Raw genomic sequence first — 15,025 nt, 5'->3', positions numbered from 1 at the left:
GCCTTTTTCTCTTGCCTTTAACTTTCTGCTTAAAGACGCCTCCGCTTTACCCGAAAGCTCAGCGGTAGCGGTGGGTTATTGACAGTCCTCGTTTGTTAAAAAGCCTGCCGAGATTTATTGTATAGATTTAAGAGAGCGTATATGAGAAAAAATGATAAGTTTTATTACGCAGAAGCTGTCAGGGCTTGGCAGTCATGGGTTAGTCGATCGCCCGATCCCTCTCTTTCAGGCTTGCCCAACTTGGCGAGACGCCACTTTGGTTGCGAGTAACGAAGCATTAGAAGTGCATGGCCTAGCCCTGTTACCCCGTAGCTACTGACAACCAATCTCAAAACCCACGCACTATTACCTCACCTATGGAAACTTCACCCGATATCAGTGCTGCCGTGCGGCGGCTTTACGATACTTTCCCTTTCCCGCCCGATCCTTTGTCAGATGAACCGCCGCCGGGGTACAACTGGCGCTGGAGTTGGCCTGATGCTTACAATTTTTGCACCGGCCAAAAGCCGCCAAAACTCGATATTCGGATTTTAGATGCTGGCTGCGGCACTGGTTCGAGCACCGATTATCTGATTCACCTCAATCCTGAAGCTTCGGTAACGGCGATCGACCTCAGTTCCGGTGCTTTGAAGGTAGCACAAGAACGCTGTCGCCGATCGGGAGCCCGGGAAGCTGATTTTCGCCACCTCAGCCTGTACGATGCCGCCGAGTTAGAAGGCGAGTTTGATTTGATCAACTGCGTCGGCGTGCTGCACCACTTACCAGATCCGATCCGGGGCATTCAAGCGCTGGCGGCGAAGTTGGCGGAGGGCGGTTTGATGCACATTTTTGTGTATGCTGAGCTCGGACGCTGGGAAATTCAACTGATGCAAAGGGCGATCGCACTTCTCCAAGGCCCCCAAAAAGGTGACTATCCCGATGGCGTCAAACTCGGCCGTCAAATCTTTGCTTCTTTACCAGAAAACAACCGTCTTGTCAAGTACGAAAAGCAGCGCTGGGCAGGAGAAAATCAGCGGGACGAATGTTTTGCGGATATGTACGTTCACCCGCAGGAAATTGACTACAATATTGAGACTTTGTTCGAGTTAATTGATGCTTCGGGATTGGAATTTATCGGTTTTTCAAATCCGGGATATTGGCAGTTAGAAAGACTTTTGGGTAAAGCACCGGAATTGATAGAAAGAGCTCGGGGTTTGACGGAACGGGAGCTTTATCGATTAATTGAATTGTTGGATACGGAAATCACTCATTACGAGTTTTTCTTGGGCAAAAAGCCTGTTAATAAAATTGATTGGTCGGACGATCGGGCGCTGTTGGCGGCAATTCCAGAGTTGAGTAGTTGTATGCACGGTTGGCCGAGTCAACAAGTGTTTGATTGCAACTATCAATTGATCAATTTGTCAAGTGCTGAATTTGAGTTTTTGCAAGGTTGTTCACCCCCCCCAGCCCCCCCTTATCAAGGGGGGGAGAAAGAGGGAACCTCGCTTGGGCAAGGTAAAGGAGAGAAGACTGTTGGGGAGATTTTAGGGAATGTGGAGATGGGATTGGATGAAGTGCGATCGATCTTATCAAAACAGCTCATTTTGCTGACTCCGGATAAAATCTAATAATCGTAGGGTGCGTCAGTTAGCATAATTTCCCCTAAAAATCGACAATCTCCGAACTGACGCACCTCACCAATTTCCGCTAAAAATCGACAATTTACGAAAAAAATATAGCTGTTAAAAAAGTGTTTTGTTGTTTTTTTGACGATTGTGTGAGGTGCGTCACTCAGAGATTGTTTATCTTTTGTTAAGGATTTTCGACGGCGACGCACCCTACAGGTACTTTGCTAGGATTTTCTGTCATTGCGAACGTAGTGAAGCAATCTCAAAGCTGACGCACCTTTCCCAAATCCAAAATCCCAAATGGATTGACACAGGCCCCCAAATGCGGCTACGCTTTGAAGTTAGAGGTTGCTTTGCTTGTAGAGGAAGTAGCCCGCGTCGCCCAAAAATCTAGTTGCACTGCCCAAAGCTGCTGGTAACAGCAATGGACAGCATAACCGCCAAACTGATCACAGCAGTCTGGAGGCTAACGGAGTATGATAACACTCTCTGTAGCCGCCCTGCTATGCGTTGAAAAGCGGGGCGGCTAGGTTTTTGGGTTTTTCTAGAAAACCTAAAACCAGGAGAACATAATTATGTCACAGGAATTCGTGCCTGACGACAACAAATTTGCACGACCAAATGACGACTCAGCAGCAGAATCGGAACAGGATGTGGTTTGTGTAACGGTGACAGGTTCGCCCAAGGGTGTCAGGGAAACCATACTCACCTTGTACCGCCTGGGATTTGCCCAAGTTGGCGATTGGAGTCCCCTACAACGTGCAGCTAATCCGAACCAAGTGATGAGTGTGCTGATTCGCCGTCGGAAGCGCAAAGCGTAGGTGTTTGCTCGTTCCCAGGCTAGAGCTTGGGAACACATTCCATGAGCATCTGCCTCCTGTTTTTATCCGCTAGCGAGGCAGAGCCTCTGGATCTCGGTTTCCAGGCTACAGCCTGGGAACCAGTTAATAAACAACAAGAGGAACTCTATGAGAAGTATTTCGAGTGTACCTGATTCACACTGGCCATTTGTAGATCCCCCAAATGTTGCTGTTCTCACATCAACCGATATCCTTCATCATGATAAACCTATTCTTTTTGTCTCTCATGATGTTGATGATGGAGCATGGCAGTTTCACACAGGTAAAGATTTATCAATTGATAAAGCAACTATGGTTGCATTAGCCAGGATAGTTGAGCTAGATTCATCTGTGAGAGAATTAGCCGATTTACCATTAGGTTGGATCGCAACTCGTCAGACACTGACAGTCCCATGGGTACGTTTTCTCCCTACTTGCTTAAACCTGTAAGCCCTACCTAAACAAACCAGGATTATTTGAAACTATAATTACTATTATTAGTACCAAATATTGCTTTATGGACTACCACGACATCATCACAATTGAACCGGGAAAACGCAGTGGAAAACCATGTATTCGGGGAATGCGAATCACCGTCTACGACATCTTAGAATATCTCGCCGGTGGCATGACGGAAGCAGAAATTCTGGAAGATTTTTCAGAATTAACTTCGGCAGACATCAAAGCCTGCCTTGCTTTTGCCGCCGATCGTGAAAAAAAGTTATTTGTGGCATCCCTGTGAAACTTCTATTTGAAGAAAACCTCTCAGATGCAGCCTTATAATATAATTGAAACAGTGCTACCCAGCTTGTTAATTCAATGAAAATCACTGCGGCCGCCGCTTCCCTCGGATGTGTAAATATTTTAATAACAATAGCAATCCTGGAAGGTAAAAGATGACACAAGCCCACAAACAAAAACTTACCTTTGAAGAGTACCTCACCTATGAGGACGACACCGACAACCGCTACGAATTAATTGACGGAGAATTAGTAACATTGCCGCCAGAATCGGGCCCCAACAATTTCATTGCTAACTATCTACTATTCACTCTGGCTAGTAGCGGGTTCATCCCACTGAGGCTGATCAGAACACATATGTGCGAAATCCAAGTTCCGATCCTGCGGGAGGGCGACGCAGCTAACCGCTACCCAGATTTGGTGGTTTTGCGCCCCGAACACATCTTGCTGACAGCAACCAGGCTAACCATCACCCAAACTATGCCACCTCCTCAGTTGGTTGTCGAGGTTGTTAGTCATGGGAGAATTGGTCGGGAACGGGATTACAATAGCAAACGAGCTCAATATGCAGCGCGGGGTATCCCTGAATATTGGATTGTTGACCCTCAAGAGCAGATGGTAGCGGTACTCCGACTAGAATCAGGTGAGTATGTCGAAGTTGGGGTTTTTCAAGGGGAACAAGCGCTGATATCGCCGACTTTTCCGCAGTTGAACTTGACGGCCCAACAAGTCCTGGAAGGGGAGCTTTAGCCGCCGATTTACAAGGAATTCACAAGGAGAAAATGTATGAAAATTAGAGCAATTATTCATCCCGCAGAAGAAGGTGGCTATTGGGCTGAAGTACCTGCACTTCCTGGGTGCATTACCGAAGGAGATACTATGGAAGAAGTGATGGCTAATTTAAAAGATGCTATTGAAGGTTGGCTCGATGTTGCTAATAGTCGTGAAGCAATTGCCTCCACAGATAAAGTTGTTGAAATTGCTGTATGAAATCTATTTCAGGGAAGCGACTGTGCAAAATAGTAGAGCAGAAAGGTTGGGTTTTGAAAAGAGTAACTGGCAGTCATCATATCTATGAAAACCCCGAAATAGAACAAATTTTGTCAATTCCCGTTCACCGGAATCAAGATTTGAAAGTTGGAACCTTAAGAGCCTTGATGAAAATAGCCCAGCTATCTGAGGAAGATTTACAAAGTTTGTCTTAAGTATAATGTATTTTGAGAGCGATCGCCCATTTCCAAGTCCGCGCGTGCAAAGCTATCCGGTAGGTACGTGTTATGTAGGGTGTGTCGCTGTTCTATGGTTCAATGGAACTTGCAGATTGTTGATGGCGACGCACCTTACTTACAACAAGATTGTGTGTACCGCATATAAATGGAATATGCTGTATAATCACTGCGGCCGCCGCTTCCCCCGGATGTGTAATTATTTTAATAACAATAGAAATCCTGGAAGGTAAAAGATGATACAAGCCCGCAAGCAAAAACTCACCTTTGAAGAGTACCTCACCTATGAGGACGACACCGACAATCGCTACGAATTAATTGATGGAGAGTTAGTAACATTGCCGCCCGAATCCGAACCCAACACCGCCATTGTCAGCTATCTATTTTTAGTGCTTGTTAATACTGGCATCCCTTGGCGGTGTATCAAACTTCACCTGTGCGAAATCCAAGTTCCTATCTTGCGCGAGGGCGATGCTGCTAACCGCTACCCCGACTTAGTGGTTTTGCGCCCCGAACACATCTTGCTGACAGCCTCCCGGCTAACCATCACCCAAACTATGCCACCTCCTCAGTTGGTTGTCGAGGTTGTTAGTCCAGGTAGAGTTGGGCGCGATCGCGATTACATTAGTAAACGAGCTCAATATGCAGCGCGGGGTATCCCTGAATATTGGATTGTTGACCCTCAAGAGGAGATAGTAGCGGTACTACGACTAGAATCAGGTGAGTATGTCGAAGTTGGGGTTTTTCCAGGGGAACAAGCGCTGATATCGCCGACTTTTCCGCAGTTGAACTTGACGGTTCAGCAAGTCTTGAGAGGGGAGTTTTAGCCACCGATTTACAAGGAATTCACAAGGAGAAAATATGAAAATTAGAGCAATTATTCATCTCAAAGTTGTTGAAATTGCTGTATAAAATCTATGTTTTTCCAAATACGCACGCTCAAATATTTCCAGCTACAACACTCAAATTATCCGACATTTCGTGGTTATTTGTTGCATCATCTTTTGGCAACTTTTCACAATTTTTAAATTCTTCAAATAAATCAAAGAAACGATTTAGTGCATCTGCTTCATCCTCAGCATAAAAAAGAATAATCCGACTCCAAGATTGAGTATCTGCTTGATTAAATCGATTTTCTATCCACTCTTGAAACTCCTCAAACTGTTTTTCTTGTTCTGTGATAGAAATACCAAGTTGACGACGCGCAAAGGTATAGCCATCTAAAAAAACGTGGAGATGGCTGAGCGATTTTTTTCCTAAGTATAAAGACGCTCTTTGTTTGATTTTTTCTAGTAGAGGGTATAAATCTAACATTTTTTATCTCCTTTTACCTAAAATTCTATTTCCTCAATCTGAAATTGACCGCCCAAATCAAGTGCTAAACAATAAAATTTCCCCAGCCACTCTTGTTGAGGAATTCCTTCAGGATGGATATTATCAAAAATTAATTCCTCCCCACTGATTTTAACTGCAATCCCTTCATGGTGTCCATTCGTAGCAATATTCTGTTTGATGTCATCATGGTAAATATTACCATATTTTCCCTGAGCACTGCCTGTATAAATTTTGACTTTTTTTCCAGCACTACCCCTTTGGATTAAAAACTCTTGAATGCTTGAAGCACAAGCCTTACATTCAAACAGTTTAAAATTACTAGCTATTTCTGAAATTTGTTGTCGCACTTCATCGTTCATAAATCGCGAAGCCTTGATCTTTACTCCACTCTATCCAAGCTGATGCCATCTGTTTTACCCTTCCCCTTTGCTCCGGTTTAATGGGATTTTCACCCGCCGATTTGAGACATGGTGCGGCTGTAATTTCCTTGAGTAGTTCCCGAATCCCGCTGTTTGAAATTAATCTCCGGTTTAATCTCTAATATTTGCCGCACTCGATCGCGCAATTCGCCTGTAGACACCCCATTCCGTAAAGCAGTTTTCAAGTCAATTTGACCCGTTTCGTTCAGCAGACAAGGCCGCAGCCACCCGTCAGCCGACAAACGCATTCGGTTGCAGCGATCGCAAAAACACTCGGACATTTGACTGATAAATCCTAAAGTGCCTTTCGCCCCCGGAATTTGAAACACATCCGCCGGCCCGTTACCGCGCACTCCCGAGTCTGCTAACCCGTATTTGTCGCTAATTTGTTGCCGCAAATCTGCCGAAGCTACCCAACCTTTATCGCCAAATAAATCCCCATTCCCGATCGGCATAAACTCAATAAATCTAACGTGCCAATTTCGGTTAATAGTTAACTCTGCCAAATCCAATATTTCCCCGTCATTCACACCGGGAATCACCACAACATTCAATTTCAGCGGGTCAAATCCAGCTTGATAAGCCGCTTGAATTCCTTCCCAAACTTGCATCCAGCGCGATCGTCCCCGACTGCCAATTATCTTATCGAAAGTCTCCGCTTCCAGCGAATCCAAACTAATATTAATCCGGCGCAAACCAGCATTGTAGAGATTTTCCGCCATTCCCGCCAGCAAAAAGCCGTTGGTTGTCATTGACAAATCTCGCGTTTCCGGCATCGAGGCGATCGACCTTACCAATTCCACCACCCCAGGCCGCAGCAGCGGTTCCCCTCCAGTCAAGCGAAACTTTGTAAATCCCACGGGTATAAAAACTTCCCGCAGCAGAGTTAGCAATTCCGAGTGAGTTAACAACTGCTGCTGCAATACATAGTCCAACTCGCTACCTTCTGGCATACAGTAGAGACAGCGAAAATTGCAGCGGTCTATTAAACTAATCCGAAGGTAGTCTACGGGATTCATGTCAATACTTTGTAATATTATTTAATTATAAATGCTGACTCGATTTTCTGCCATGATTGAGGACAATGCACCTGCATCGAAATCTTCTCTCTCTTCTCTTACTCTGCGCCCTCTGCGGCCTCTGCGGTTAATAAAAAAAATCTCATTCACAAATTTGTATATCTATGTTCTTTGAATTTGAAGCTGATTTTGTAGAAGCTCTGCGCTGCATTCCGATGCAGGTACGTCTAAAGTTAGATACTTGCGGCATCAAACTCAAGTTGCAAGATTGGAATCATTTTAACCAAGCAGAACGTCAAATCCTTGTAGAGAAACCTTGCTTGACACCAGCAGAAATTATCGATTACCGAGAACAGCTAAACCAAGTATTAATTAAACAGACTGGTAAACCGGGAACTGATTTGGCTGTTGATGAAAATCCCCCCTGGATGGATGCTGGAACTGTACCGGAGTCTGTTTCTGCAAAAGCTCAAGATCTCGGCGTGACAATTACTTTGGCCCAGTGGGCGAGTTTGCACCCTCTACAGCGATTTGCTTTGATCAAGCTTAGTCGATCGAGCCACGAAAATAGAAACTTTCTCCCGGCTGTTAAAGAGTTTCACCTCGTTGAATCATAGGTCTCTTGCCCTGCCTCTAGTTCGTACTCTGGCTAACAGTCCCGCACAAGACTGCACGAACCGCCTGTGCATAGACTCCTGTCAAGTTATTTTTTGTATCTAAAACTACTAAATGCTGGCAAATTTCAGATATCGCCTCTAAAATCTGTATCAAAGACTACTCATTACAGAAAGCCGATCGTGGACTTCTATGCAGATATAGACTGGGACGAAGCATTCGAGTATCGGCCCGGACAAAAAGTTGAGTTCAAAGCACGGCCTGGAACCTTTGATACTGTTGCTTGCTACGAACCGATGATGGTACCCCCCATCTGGCTGGAGAACGATCCCATACCCCGCTACCCTCACCAACTGCGAGTAATTTCGACCGCACTGATGGACTCTCGTTACTTGTTGGAGCCTCACCGTTCATCGCTGTCGCCCCAAAAGTGCTAAAGTTGAGTCTTGGGGAAGGGCGATCGCGACAACATTATAAATATTCATAAAATCTGCGGCTGTCTGCATAAAAGCCTTCTAGCTTCAGGCTTCGGAACGGCTCTGCACGCTTGCCGAGCGAGGTCAAGTGGCTCAGCCAGACAGTTCTCAGAAACCAATCAAAAAATTCATTTTTTTTTAAGTTATGTTACCTGCACGTGGTATTATTCGATGTGAAGTGTACGAGCTGTAGCTTTTGTCACACTTGTCGCTACAAGACGGTTTCAACCGAATTAATTGTAGTGGGAGTCAACTAACACCGACTGCTTTGAAAGTCAAGTAACCTTGTCAGATCAATCTCGCGCATCCACCGCCCAAACGCAGGACATCTCTCAGACAGGTTCGTCCGAACCGGAGTCCACTGATGCTATGCAAGATTTCTACAAACTTCAGCAACAGTTGTTTGTAATCTCGCTCGCTTTCATGGGAATAATTTTTATCTCGGTGTGGATTTTTTATTCTCTCAACATTGCCTTAAATTATTTGATTGGGGCGATCGCAGGTGTGGTTTACTTGAGAATGTTAGCCAAAGACGTTGAGCGCCTCGGCCCGCAAAAAACGGGTCTGAGTAAAAATCGGTTGGCTGTATTTGTTGGGTTGATTGTAGTATCAACTCAGTGGAATCAGCTACATATTTTGCCTGTATTTTTGGGATTTCTGACGTACAAGGGCGCAGTTATCTTTTATATGCTGCAAAGCCTGTTCATTCCTGACTCCGCAAATGAGTCAGGCAGTCGGTGAACCCTCCACTGTGTGAACTTCTTGTGAATGGAAATGCTAAATGTCTTAAATGCCTTTAATGCTCTTCCCCTCGCTGTGTTGGAAGTTGGCAAGCATTTCTACTGGCACATAGGCAGTCTCAAAGTTCACGGCCAGGTGTTCATCACCTCCTGGATTGTGATTGCTCTACTCGTGATAGCTTCCCTGGCCGGAACTCGCAATATGCAGAGAATTCCGCGCGGAATGCAAAATTTCATGGAGTACGCCTTAGAATTCATTCGAGACTTGGCTAGAAATCAACTCGGCGAGAAAGAGTACCGTCCCTGGCTGCCATTTATTGGCACTTTGTTCCTGTTTATTTTTGTATCGAATTGGTCGGGTGCCTTAGTTCCTTGGAAACTAATTAGGTTGCCAGAAGGCGAACTAGCTGCTCCGACCAACGACATCAACACGACGGTAGCACTTGCTTTGCTGACTTCTCTGGCATATTTTTATGCGGGTTTCAGCAGGCGGGGTTTGGGTTACTTTACTAAGTACATCGAACCAACCCCAATTTTGTTGCCGATCGCCATCTTGGAAGATTTCACCAAGCCTCTTTCCCTAAGTTTCCGTTTATTTGGTAACATCTTAGCGGATGAATTAGTGGTAGCGGTGCTGGTGCTGTTAGTTCCCCTGTTTGTACCTCTGCCCGTAATGATGTTGGGTCTGTTTACCAGTGCGATTCAAGCTTTGGTATTTGCCACCTTGGCAGGAGCTTACATTCACGAAGCATTGGAAGGACACGGCGACGAACACCACGATTAACACTCTGGAATTGGTTAATGGCTAATAGCGATATGTCAGAAATCAGCAGTCCAATGACTAATGACTGATGACTAATTACCAATTACCAATTACCAATTACGCACTATCTGTTTTTCAATCTGTACACAAAGTTAAGGAAAATTATCATGAATCCGACAGTTGCTGCTGCTTCAGTTATCGCCGCTGGTTTAGCTATTGGTTTGGGGGCGATTGGACCTGGTATCGGTCAAGGTAATGCCTCCGGTCAAGCAGTAGAAGGTATTGCCCGTCAACCCGAAGCAGAAGGCAAAATTCGCGGGACCCTCCTGCTGAGCTTAGCATTCATGGAATCCCTGACCATCTACGGTCTGGTTATTGCATTGGTACTGCTGTTTGCTAATCCCTTCGCTTAATACTGAAGGAATGCAAAAAGGGGCGGATGTCTTTCCGCCCCAACAAAAAGGAGGAACAAAAAGTGTTTGATTTTGATGCAACATTGCCTTTTATGGCGTTGCAGTTCCTAGTTTTGATGGTAGTCCTGAATGCTGTTTTCTATAAGCCCCTGACAAAGATGCTGGACGAGCGGGACGAATACATCCGCACCACTCAACTGTCTGCTCAAGAACGCTTGGCGAAAGCTCAGAAATTAGCGCAGGAATACGAACAAAAACTGGGAGAAACTCGCAAACAGTCTCAAGCAGTAATTGCTGCGGCTCAAGCAGATGCCCAAAAAACCGCGTCGGCAAAAGTAGCTGAGGCTCAAAAAGAAGCTCAAGTGGCGCGAGAAAAGGCAGGACAAGAGATTGAGCAACAAAAACAAGAGGCAATGCGCTCGCTGGAGCAAGAAGTAGATGTCCTGAGCCGACAAATTCTTGAAAAGCTATTAGGCACTGCACTTGTCAAATAGCTCGATCGAACAGTTTTAGATTTTGGGTGAATGCTCAAATCTAAAATCGGTTCACCAAACCTGCACGCGCAATTATGGAAGAGTATCATGGGGACTGTTTTATTGCTAGCCACAGAAGCTAGCGCAGAAGGTGGTTTCGGTTTAAATTTCGATATTTTAGAAGCCAACCTGATTAACCTGAGCATTGTTATTGGATTGCTGTTTTATTTCGGGCGCGGCTTTTTAGGGAACATCCTCAGCGAAAGACGCTCCGGCATCGAAGAGGCGATTAAAGAAGCAGAAACTCGCCAAAAAGATGCAGCAGCAGCTCTAGCAGAGCAACAGCAAAAATTGACTCAAGCGCAAGCAGAAGCGGAACGGATTCGCTCCGCTGCTGAAGAAAATGCGAAGAAAGCCAAAGAAGCAATTCTAGCTCAGGCAGCGCAGGAAGTTGAACGCATGAAAGCAACAGCGGGTCAAGAGTTGGAAGCAGATCGAGAAAGAGCGATCGCCCAACTCAGAGCGGCTGTTGTATCTATGGCATTAGAAAGGGTGGAAGGCCAGCTAAAAACTAGCTTGAACGAAAACGCTCAACACCAATTAATCGATCGCAGCATTGCCTTACTGGGAGGCTAAAACGTGAGTAAAGTCAGCACAGAAGTCTTACAGCCTTACGCATCCGCTTTGATGTCACTGGCTAAGTCTAACAACCTCTCAGAGCAGTTCGGCGAAGATATCCGCTCCTTGTTGAACCTTCTAGAAAATTCGGAGGAACTGCGCCTGTTTCTAGGCAGTCCTCTGGTGAAACCGCAGGATAAAAAAGCCGTCATCGATCGAATAGCGGGGTCAGAAATGAACCCGTTGATGCGGAACTTTTTGCGGCTGTTAGTAGACAAAGGACGGATTCTTTTTCTAGAAGGAATTGGCAAAAAATACTTGACCGAGCTCCGAGAACTCAACCAAACTGTTTTGGCGGAAGTTACCTCGGCTGTCCCGCTTTCAGAGGCTCAGCAGCAAACTGTTCGCGAGAAAGTGCAGGCGATGACAAGCGCAAGGCAAGTAGAAATTGAAACCAAAATTGACGCAGATTTAATAGGCGGCGTAATTATCAAAGTAGGTTCTCAAGTAATTGATGCCAGCCTGCGGGGACAATTGCGCCGCTTGGGAATTCGCTTGAGTTCTTAATAGTTAATAGCCGATCGCTATTAGCTAATTTAGTTAGCGGTTAAGGGTTAGCAGTTTTGAACAACTGACAATTGACAACTGACAACGGACAACTGACAAATAACAACTGACAACTGACATGGCAGCAATCAGACCAGACGAAATTAGCAGCATTATTCGCCAGCAAATTGAGCAGTACGACCAAGATGTAAAAGTCTCTAACGTCGGTACTGTTTTGCAAGTAGGCGACGGCATTGCCCGGATTTATGGCTTGGATAAAGCCATGTCTGGGGAATTGCTAGAATTTGCCGACGGCACCGTGGGCATTGCACTGAACTTGGAAGAAGATAACGTCGGCGCTGTGCTGATGGGACAAGGCCTCGGCATTCAAGAAGGTTCGGTGGTAACAGCTACTGGCAGAATTGCTGAAGTCCCCGTGGGTGAAGCGATGTTGGGACGGGTAGTCGATGCTTTGGCGCGTCCCATTGACGGTAAAGGAGATATTAAAACCACAGAAACTCGGTTGATTGAATCTCCGGCACCGGGGATTGTTTCTCGCCGTTCTGTTTACGAACCGATGCAAACAGGAATTACCGCTATTGATGCGATGATTCCGGTGGGAAGAGGACAGCGGGAACTGATTATCGGTGACAGACAAACCGGTAAAACTGCGATCGCGATCGACACGATTATTAACCAAAAATCGGAAAACGTGATCTGCGTTTACGTGGCGATCGGTCAAAAAGCTTCTACAGTAGCTAACATCGTCAACGTCCTGCAAGAAAAGGGCGCGATGGACTACACGATCGTAGTAGCAGCAAACGCTAGCGACCCCGCAACCCTGCAATATTTGGCTCCCTACACAGGTGCTAGCTTAGCCGAGTATTTCATGTACAAAGGCAAGCACACTTTGGTCATTTACGATGACCTTTCCAAACAAGCACAAGCTTACCGCCAAATGTCTCTGTTGCTGCGCCGTCCTCCCGGTCGCGAAGCTTATCCCGGAGACGTGTTTTACCTGCACTCTCGCTTGCTAGAACGCGCTGCGAAATTGAGCGACGATTTGGGCGAAGGCAGCATGACTGCTTTGCCGATTATCGAAACCCAAGCTGGTGACGTTTCGGCTTACATTCCGACGAACGTAATTTCGATTACCGACGGTCAAATCTTCCTTTCTTCTGACTTGTTTAACGCTGGTTTGCGTCCGGCAGTAAACCCCGGTATTTCGGTATCGCGGGTAGGTTCGGCCGCTCAAACTAAGGCGATGAAAAAAGTAGCCGGTAAGGTGAAACTGGAATTGGCGCAGTTTGAAGAACTGGCAGCATTTTCTCAGTTTGCTTCTGACTTGGATAAAGCTACTCAGAATCAATTGTCGCGCGGTCAGCGCTTGCGGGAACTGTTGAAACAGCCCCAAAGTTCGCCTCTGCCGATGAACGAACAAGTGGCTGTAATCTATGCCGGTATTAACGGCTATATGGATGACATTCCGGTAGATAAGGTCAGCAAGTTTACTGTTGGTTTGCGCGACTATTTGCGGACTAGCAAGCCGAAGTACGGCGAAATCGTTCAAGGCGGAAAGGCCTTGACTGATGAAGCTGAGAAGCTGCTCAAAGAAGGCATTGCAGAATACAAGCAAACTTTCTTGGTTTCTGCGTAAATCGAGTTGGAATTTTGAACCGCAGATGAACGCGGATAAACGCAGATAATCTGAAGTTCATCTGCGTTTATCTGCGTTTATTCGCGGTTTTAATTAAAAAGATGCGGGCCAGGGACTAAGGAGAAAATTATGGCAAATCTGAAAACTATTCGCGATCGTATTAAGTCGGTCAAGAACACTAAAAAGATTACAGAAGCAATGCGCTTGGTGGCCGCTGCAAAGGTGCGCCGCGCTCAAGAACAGGTGACTGCAACTCGACCTTTTGCCGATCGGCTGGCAGAGGTATTGTACGGTTTGGCGGAACGCTTGCAGTTTGAAAACCTGGATTCGCCACTTCTGAAGAAACGCGAAGTTAGGACTGTGGGACTGTTGGTAGTTTCGGGCGATCGGGGTTTGTGCGGCGGCTACAATAGCAACATCATCAGATACGCCGAAAATCGCGCTAAGGAAATCAAAGCTGAAGGCTTAGACTACAAATACGTGTTGGTAGGACGCAAAGCTACTCAGTATTTCCAGCGCCGCGAACAGCCGATTGATGCTACTTACGCTAACTTAGAACAAATTCCCACAGCACCGGAAGCCGCGCAAATTGCTGACGAATTGCTTTCCTTGTTCCTGTCGGGAACTGTGGACAGAGTTGAGCTAATTTACACCAAGTTTGTGTCGCTAATTAGTTCGCGTCCGGTAATTCAAACTTTGCTGCCCCTCGACCCCCAAGGTTTGGAAGTTCAAGACGATGAAATCTTCCGCTTAACATCGCAAGGCGGACAGTTTCAAGTATCGCGCGAGAAGGTTGCTTCACCTACGAAGAGCTTGCCCAGAGACATGATTTTCGAGCAAGATCCGGCGCAAATTCTGGAGGCTCTTTTGCCCTTGTATTTGAACAACCAATTGCTGCGGGCTTTGCAAGAGTCTGCTGCTAGCGAGTTGGCTGCGCGGATGACGGCGATGAACAATGCTAGTGAGAATGCTAGCGATTTGATCGGTAGTTTGACGCTGACTTATAACAAGGCGCGGCAAGCGGCAATTACTCAGGAAATCCTGGAAGTTTGCGGCGGTGCTGAGGCCTTGAACGGTTAGGTTAGGGTTGACAATTTGTTGATTTTATGCTAGGCGTTTGGGGTAACTCAGGCGCTTTTTTTTAGAGAATTATGCCAATCTCCAAAAGCCATTTAGGAGCAACTATTCTTCAGGCAATATTCCCGGTGGAGTTACCGTAAAAAGCGATCGCCTATTCCTGCACAATTTCATACAAATCTTCGATCGACAAATCAAAAGTCCTTGCCAACTTGTGCAAGGCTGTCAACAGTTGCTAATCCGGGCGATCGGGCATAGGTTCTGAGCGTACTGTAGACTACTCGCGATCGCCCTGAAACCTCTTTGATCGTCCAGCCTTTCTCAGCAGCCAACTCTCGAACCCGCAACTTAATTAAGCCCATAACCTCTTGAGATGTGATTAATATACAGCACTTCCGGATGTTATGAGGTACAGTAGCAGCAATTAGTAAACCAGTTTTTAAGATGTTTCGGATTAATTAA

The 15,025-nt window shown here is 46.0% G+C and carries 21 protein-coding genes and 1 pseudogene; 18 read left to right on the top strand and 4 right to left on the bottom strand.

Going from position 1 to position 15,025, the window contains the following annotated elements; genetic code table 11:
* Positions 1-356 precede the first annotated feature (356 nt).
* The 8 genes from QUA02_RS03515 (at position 357) to QUA02_RS03480 (ending at position 5,239) form a co-directional block, all read left to right on the top strand.
* Positions 357-1,607, top strand: a complete 1,251-nt coding sequence (locus QUA02_RS03515; protein WP_333025342.1) for a class I SAM-dependent methyltransferase — start codon at positions 357-359, stop codon at positions 1,605-1,607.
* A gap of 575 nt (positions 1,608-2,182) precedes the next feature.
* Entirely contained in the window at positions 2,183-2,428 is a 246-nt protein-coding gene (locus QUA02_RS03510; RefSeq protein ID WP_333025341.1) for a hypothetical protein, read from the top strand.
* A gap of 147 nt (positions 2,429-2,575) precedes the next feature.
* Complete coding sequence (locus QUA02_RS03505; RefSeq protein ID WP_333025340.1) at positions 2,576-2,896, top strand: hypothetical protein; 321 nt, start codon at positions 2,576-2,578, stop codon at positions 2,894-2,896.
* A 67-nt stretch (positions 2,897-2,963) separates the two neighbouring features.
* Positions 2,964-3,188, top strand: a complete 225-nt coding sequence (locus QUA02_RS03500; RefSeq protein ID WP_106332354.1) for a DUF433 domain-containing protein — start codon at positions 2,964-2,966, stop codon at positions 3,186-3,188.
* A gap of 154 nt (positions 3,189-3,342) precedes the next feature.
* Complete coding sequence (locus QUA02_RS03495; protein WP_333025339.1) at positions 3,343-3,936, top strand: Uma2 family endonuclease; 594 nt, start codon at positions 3,343-3,345, stop codon at positions 3,934-3,936.
* A gap of 36 nt (positions 3,937-3,972) precedes the next feature.
* Positions 3,973-4,176, top strand: a complete 204-nt coding sequence (locus tag QUA02_RS03490; protein WP_333025338.1) for a type II toxin-antitoxin system HicB family antitoxin — start codon at positions 3,973-3,975, stop codon at positions 4,174-4,176.
* Positions 4,173-4,391, top strand: a complete 219-nt coding sequence (locus tag QUA02_RS03485; RefSeq protein ID WP_333025336.1) for a type II toxin-antitoxin system HicA family toxin — start codon at positions 4,173-4,175, stop codon at positions 4,389-4,391. Before QUA02_RS03490 ends, QUA02_RS03485 begins: the two co-directional genes overlap by 4 nt.
* 257 nt (positions 4,392-4,648) lie before the next feature.
* Positions 4,649-5,239, top strand: coding sequence for a Uma2 family endonuclease (locus QUA02_RS03480; protein ID WP_333025334.1), 591 nt, complete (start codon positions 4,649-4,651; stop codon positions 5,237-5,239).
* A gap of 112 nt (positions 5,240-5,351) precedes the next feature.
* Here the strand turns inward: QUA02_RS03480 and QUA02_RS03475 are convergent, their stop codons facing one another.
* The 3 genes from QUA02_RS03475 to moaA all read right to left on the bottom strand — a co-directional run bounded on the left by QUA02_RS03475 (position 5,352) and on the right by moaA (position 7,185).
* The gene (locus QUA02_RS03475; protein WP_333025332.1) at positions 5,352-5,726 is read right to left on the bottom strand and encodes a hypothetical protein; all 375 of its coding nucleotides are present in this window, start codon (positions 5,724-5,726) and stop codon (positions 5,352-5,354) included.
* Between the two features lie 17 nt (positions 5,727-5,743).
* Positions 5,744-6,106: a papain fold toxin domain-containing protein gene (locus QUA02_RS03470; RefSeq protein ID WP_333025330.1), complete on the bottom strand. Its 363-nt coding sequence runs from the start codon at positions 6,104-6,106 to the stop codon at positions 5,744-5,746.
* A gap of 89 nt (positions 6,107-6,195) precedes the next feature.
* Positions 6,196-7,185, bottom strand: coding sequence for a GTP 3',8-cyclase MoaA (moaA, locus tag QUA02_RS03465; protein WP_333025328.1), 990 nt, complete (start codon positions 7,183-7,185; stop codon positions 6,196-6,198).
* 164 nt (positions 7,186-7,349) lie between these two features.
* Here moaA and QUA02_RS03460 point away from each other — a divergent pair, with 164 nt between their 5' ends.
* From QUA02_RS03460 to QUA02_RS03415, 10 genes are all read left to right on the top strand, one after another.
* Positions 7,350-7,802, top strand: a complete 453-nt coding sequence (locus tag QUA02_RS03460) for a nitrate reductase associated protein (RefSeq protein ID WP_333025327.1) — start codon at positions 7,350-7,352, stop codon at positions 7,800-7,802.
* Positions 7,803-7,982: 180 nt separating this feature from the next.
* The gene (locus tag QUA02_RS03455) at positions 7,983-8,237 is read left to right on the top strand and encodes a hypothetical protein (RefSeq protein ID WP_333025325.1); all 255 of its coding nucleotides are present in this window, start codon (positions 7,983-7,985) and stop codon (positions 8,235-8,237) included.
* 324 nt (positions 8,238-8,561) lie between these two features.
* Positions 8,562-9,017: an ATP synthase subunit I gene (locus tag QUA02_RS03450; RefSeq protein ID WP_333025323.1), complete on the top strand. Its 456-nt coding sequence runs from the start codon at positions 8,562-8,564 to the stop codon at positions 9,015-9,017.
* Positions 9,018-9,044: 27 nt separating this feature from the next.
* On the top strand, positions 9,045-9,800 hold the full coding sequence (gene atpB / locus QUA02_RS03445; protein ID WP_333025322.1) for a F0F1 ATP synthase subunit A: 756 nt from the start codon (positions 9,045-9,047) through the stop codon (positions 9,798-9,800).
* Positions 9,801-9,946: 146 nt separating this feature from the next.
* Positions 9,947-10,192: an ATP synthase F0 subunit C gene (gene atpE, locus QUA02_RS03440; RefSeq protein ID WP_172184535.1), complete on the top strand. Its 246-nt coding sequence runs from the start codon at positions 9,947-9,949 to the stop codon at positions 10,190-10,192.
* Between the two features lie 26 nt (positions 10,193-10,218).
* Entirely contained in the window at positions 10,219-10,686 is a 468-nt protein-coding gene (locus QUA02_RS03435) for a F0F1 ATP synthase subunit B' (RefSeq protein ID WP_333025319.1), read from the top strand.
* Between the two features lie 87 nt (positions 10,687-10,773).
* On the top strand, positions 10,774-11,301 hold the full coding sequence (locus tag QUA02_RS03430) for a F0F1 ATP synthase subunit B (RefSeq protein ID WP_333025317.1): 528 nt from the start codon (positions 10,774-10,776) through the stop codon (positions 11,299-11,301).
* Positions 11,302-11,304: 3 nt separating this feature from the next.
* Positions 11,305-11,850, top strand: a complete 546-nt coding sequence (atpH, locus tag QUA02_RS03425; RefSeq protein ID WP_333025315.1) for an ATP synthase F1 subunit delta — start codon at positions 11,305-11,307, stop codon at positions 11,848-11,850.
* Between the two features lie 118 nt (positions 11,851-11,968).
* Entirely contained in the window at positions 11,969-13,486 is a 1,518-nt protein-coding gene (gene atpA / locus QUA02_RS03420; RefSeq protein ID WP_333025313.1) for a F0F1 ATP synthase subunit alpha, read from the top strand.
* Between the two features lie 129 nt (positions 13,487-13,615).
* Positions 13,616-14,566, top strand: a complete 951-nt coding sequence (locus QUA02_RS03415) for a F0F1 ATP synthase subunit gamma (protein ID WP_333025312.1) — start codon at positions 13,616-13,618, stop codon at positions 14,564-14,566.
* Positions 14,567-14,717: 151 nt separating this feature from the next.
* Here the strand turns inward: QUA02_RS03415 and QUA02_RS03410 are convergent.
* Positions 14,718-14,925 (bottom strand): annotated as a pseudogene (locus QUA02_RS03410) (helix-turn-helix domain-containing protein).
* Between the last annotated feature and the right edge of the window lie 100 nt (positions 14,926-15,025).

The organism is Microcoleus pseudofavosus SVA1_A4 (genome assembly GCF_036700565.1).
Classification (GTDB): domain Bacteria; phylum Cyanobacteriota; class Cyanobacteriia; order Cyanobacteriales; family Microcoleaceae; genus Microcoleus.
The sequence above is the reverse complement of the archived record's forward strand: the minus strand, read 5'-3'. Positions and strand labels throughout refer to the sequence as shown.

Coding starts and splice junctions, on each gene's coding strand:
- QUA02_RS03495 (WP_333025339.1), top strand. CDS start 3,343: ATGACACAAGCCCACAAACAAAAACTTACCTTTGAAGAGTACCTCACC.
- QUA02_RS03510 (WP_333025341.1), top strand. CDS start 2,183: ATGTCACAGGAATTCGTGCCTGACGACAACAAATTTGCACGACCAAAT.
- QUA02_RS03505 (WP_333025340.1), top strand. CDS start 2,576: ATGAGAAGTATTTCGAGTGTACCTGATTCACACTGGCCATTTGTAGAT.
- atpE (WP_172184535.1), top strand. CDS start 9,947: ATGAATCCGACAGTTGCTGCTGCTTCAGTTATCGCCGCTGGTTTAGCT.
- atpA (WP_333025313.1), top strand. CDS start 11,969: ATGGCAGCAATCAGACCAGACGAAATTAGCAGCATTATTCGCCAGCAA.
- QUA02_RS03460 (WP_333025327.1), top strand. CDS start 7,350: ATGTTCTTTGAATTTGAAGCTGATTTTGTAGAAGCTCTGCGCTGCATT.
- QUA02_RS03475 (WP_333025332.1), bottom strand. CDS start 5,726: ATGTTAGATTTATACCCTCTACTAGAAAAAATCAAACAAAGAGCGTCT.
- moaA (WP_333025328.1), bottom strand. CDS start 7,185: ATGAATCCCGTAGACTACCTTCGGATTAGTTTAATAGACCGCTGCAAT.
- QUA02_RS03490 (WP_333025338.1), top strand. CDS start 3,973: ATGAAAATTAGAGCAATTATTCATCCCGCAGAAGAAGGTGGCTATTGG.
- QUA02_RS03435 (WP_333025319.1), top strand. CDS start 10,219: ATGTCTTTCCGCCCCAACAAAAAGGAGGAACAAAAAGTGTTTGATTTT.
- QUA02_RS03470 (WP_333025330.1), bottom strand. CDS start 6,106: ATGAACGATGAAGTGCGACAACAAATTTCAGAAATAGCTAGTAATTTT.
- QUA02_RS03430 (WP_333025317.1), top strand. CDS start 10,774: ATGGGGACTGTTTTATTGCTAGCCACAGAAGCTAGCGCAGAAGGTGGT.
- QUA02_RS03500 (WP_106332354.1), top strand. CDS start 2,964: ATGGACTACCACGACATCATCACAATTGAACCGGGAAAACGCAGTGGA.
- atpB (WP_333025322.1), top strand. CDS start 9,045: ATGGAAATGCTAAATGTCTTAAATGCCTTTAATGCTCTTCCCCTCGCT.
- QUA02_RS03415 (WP_333025312.1), top strand. CDS start 13,616: ATGGCAAATCTGAAAACTATTCGCGATCGTATTAAGTCGGTCAAGAAC.
- QUA02_RS03485 (WP_333025336.1), top strand. CDS start 4,173: ATGAAATCTATTTCAGGGAAGCGACTGTGCAAAATAGTAGAGCAGAAA.
- QUA02_RS03480 (WP_333025334.1), top strand. CDS start 4,649: ATGATACAAGCCCGCAAGCAAAAACTCACCTTTGAAGAGTACCTCACC.
- QUA02_RS03515 (WP_333025342.1), top strand. CDS start 357: ATGGAAACTTCACCCGATATCAGTGCTGCCGTGCGGCGGCTTTACGAT.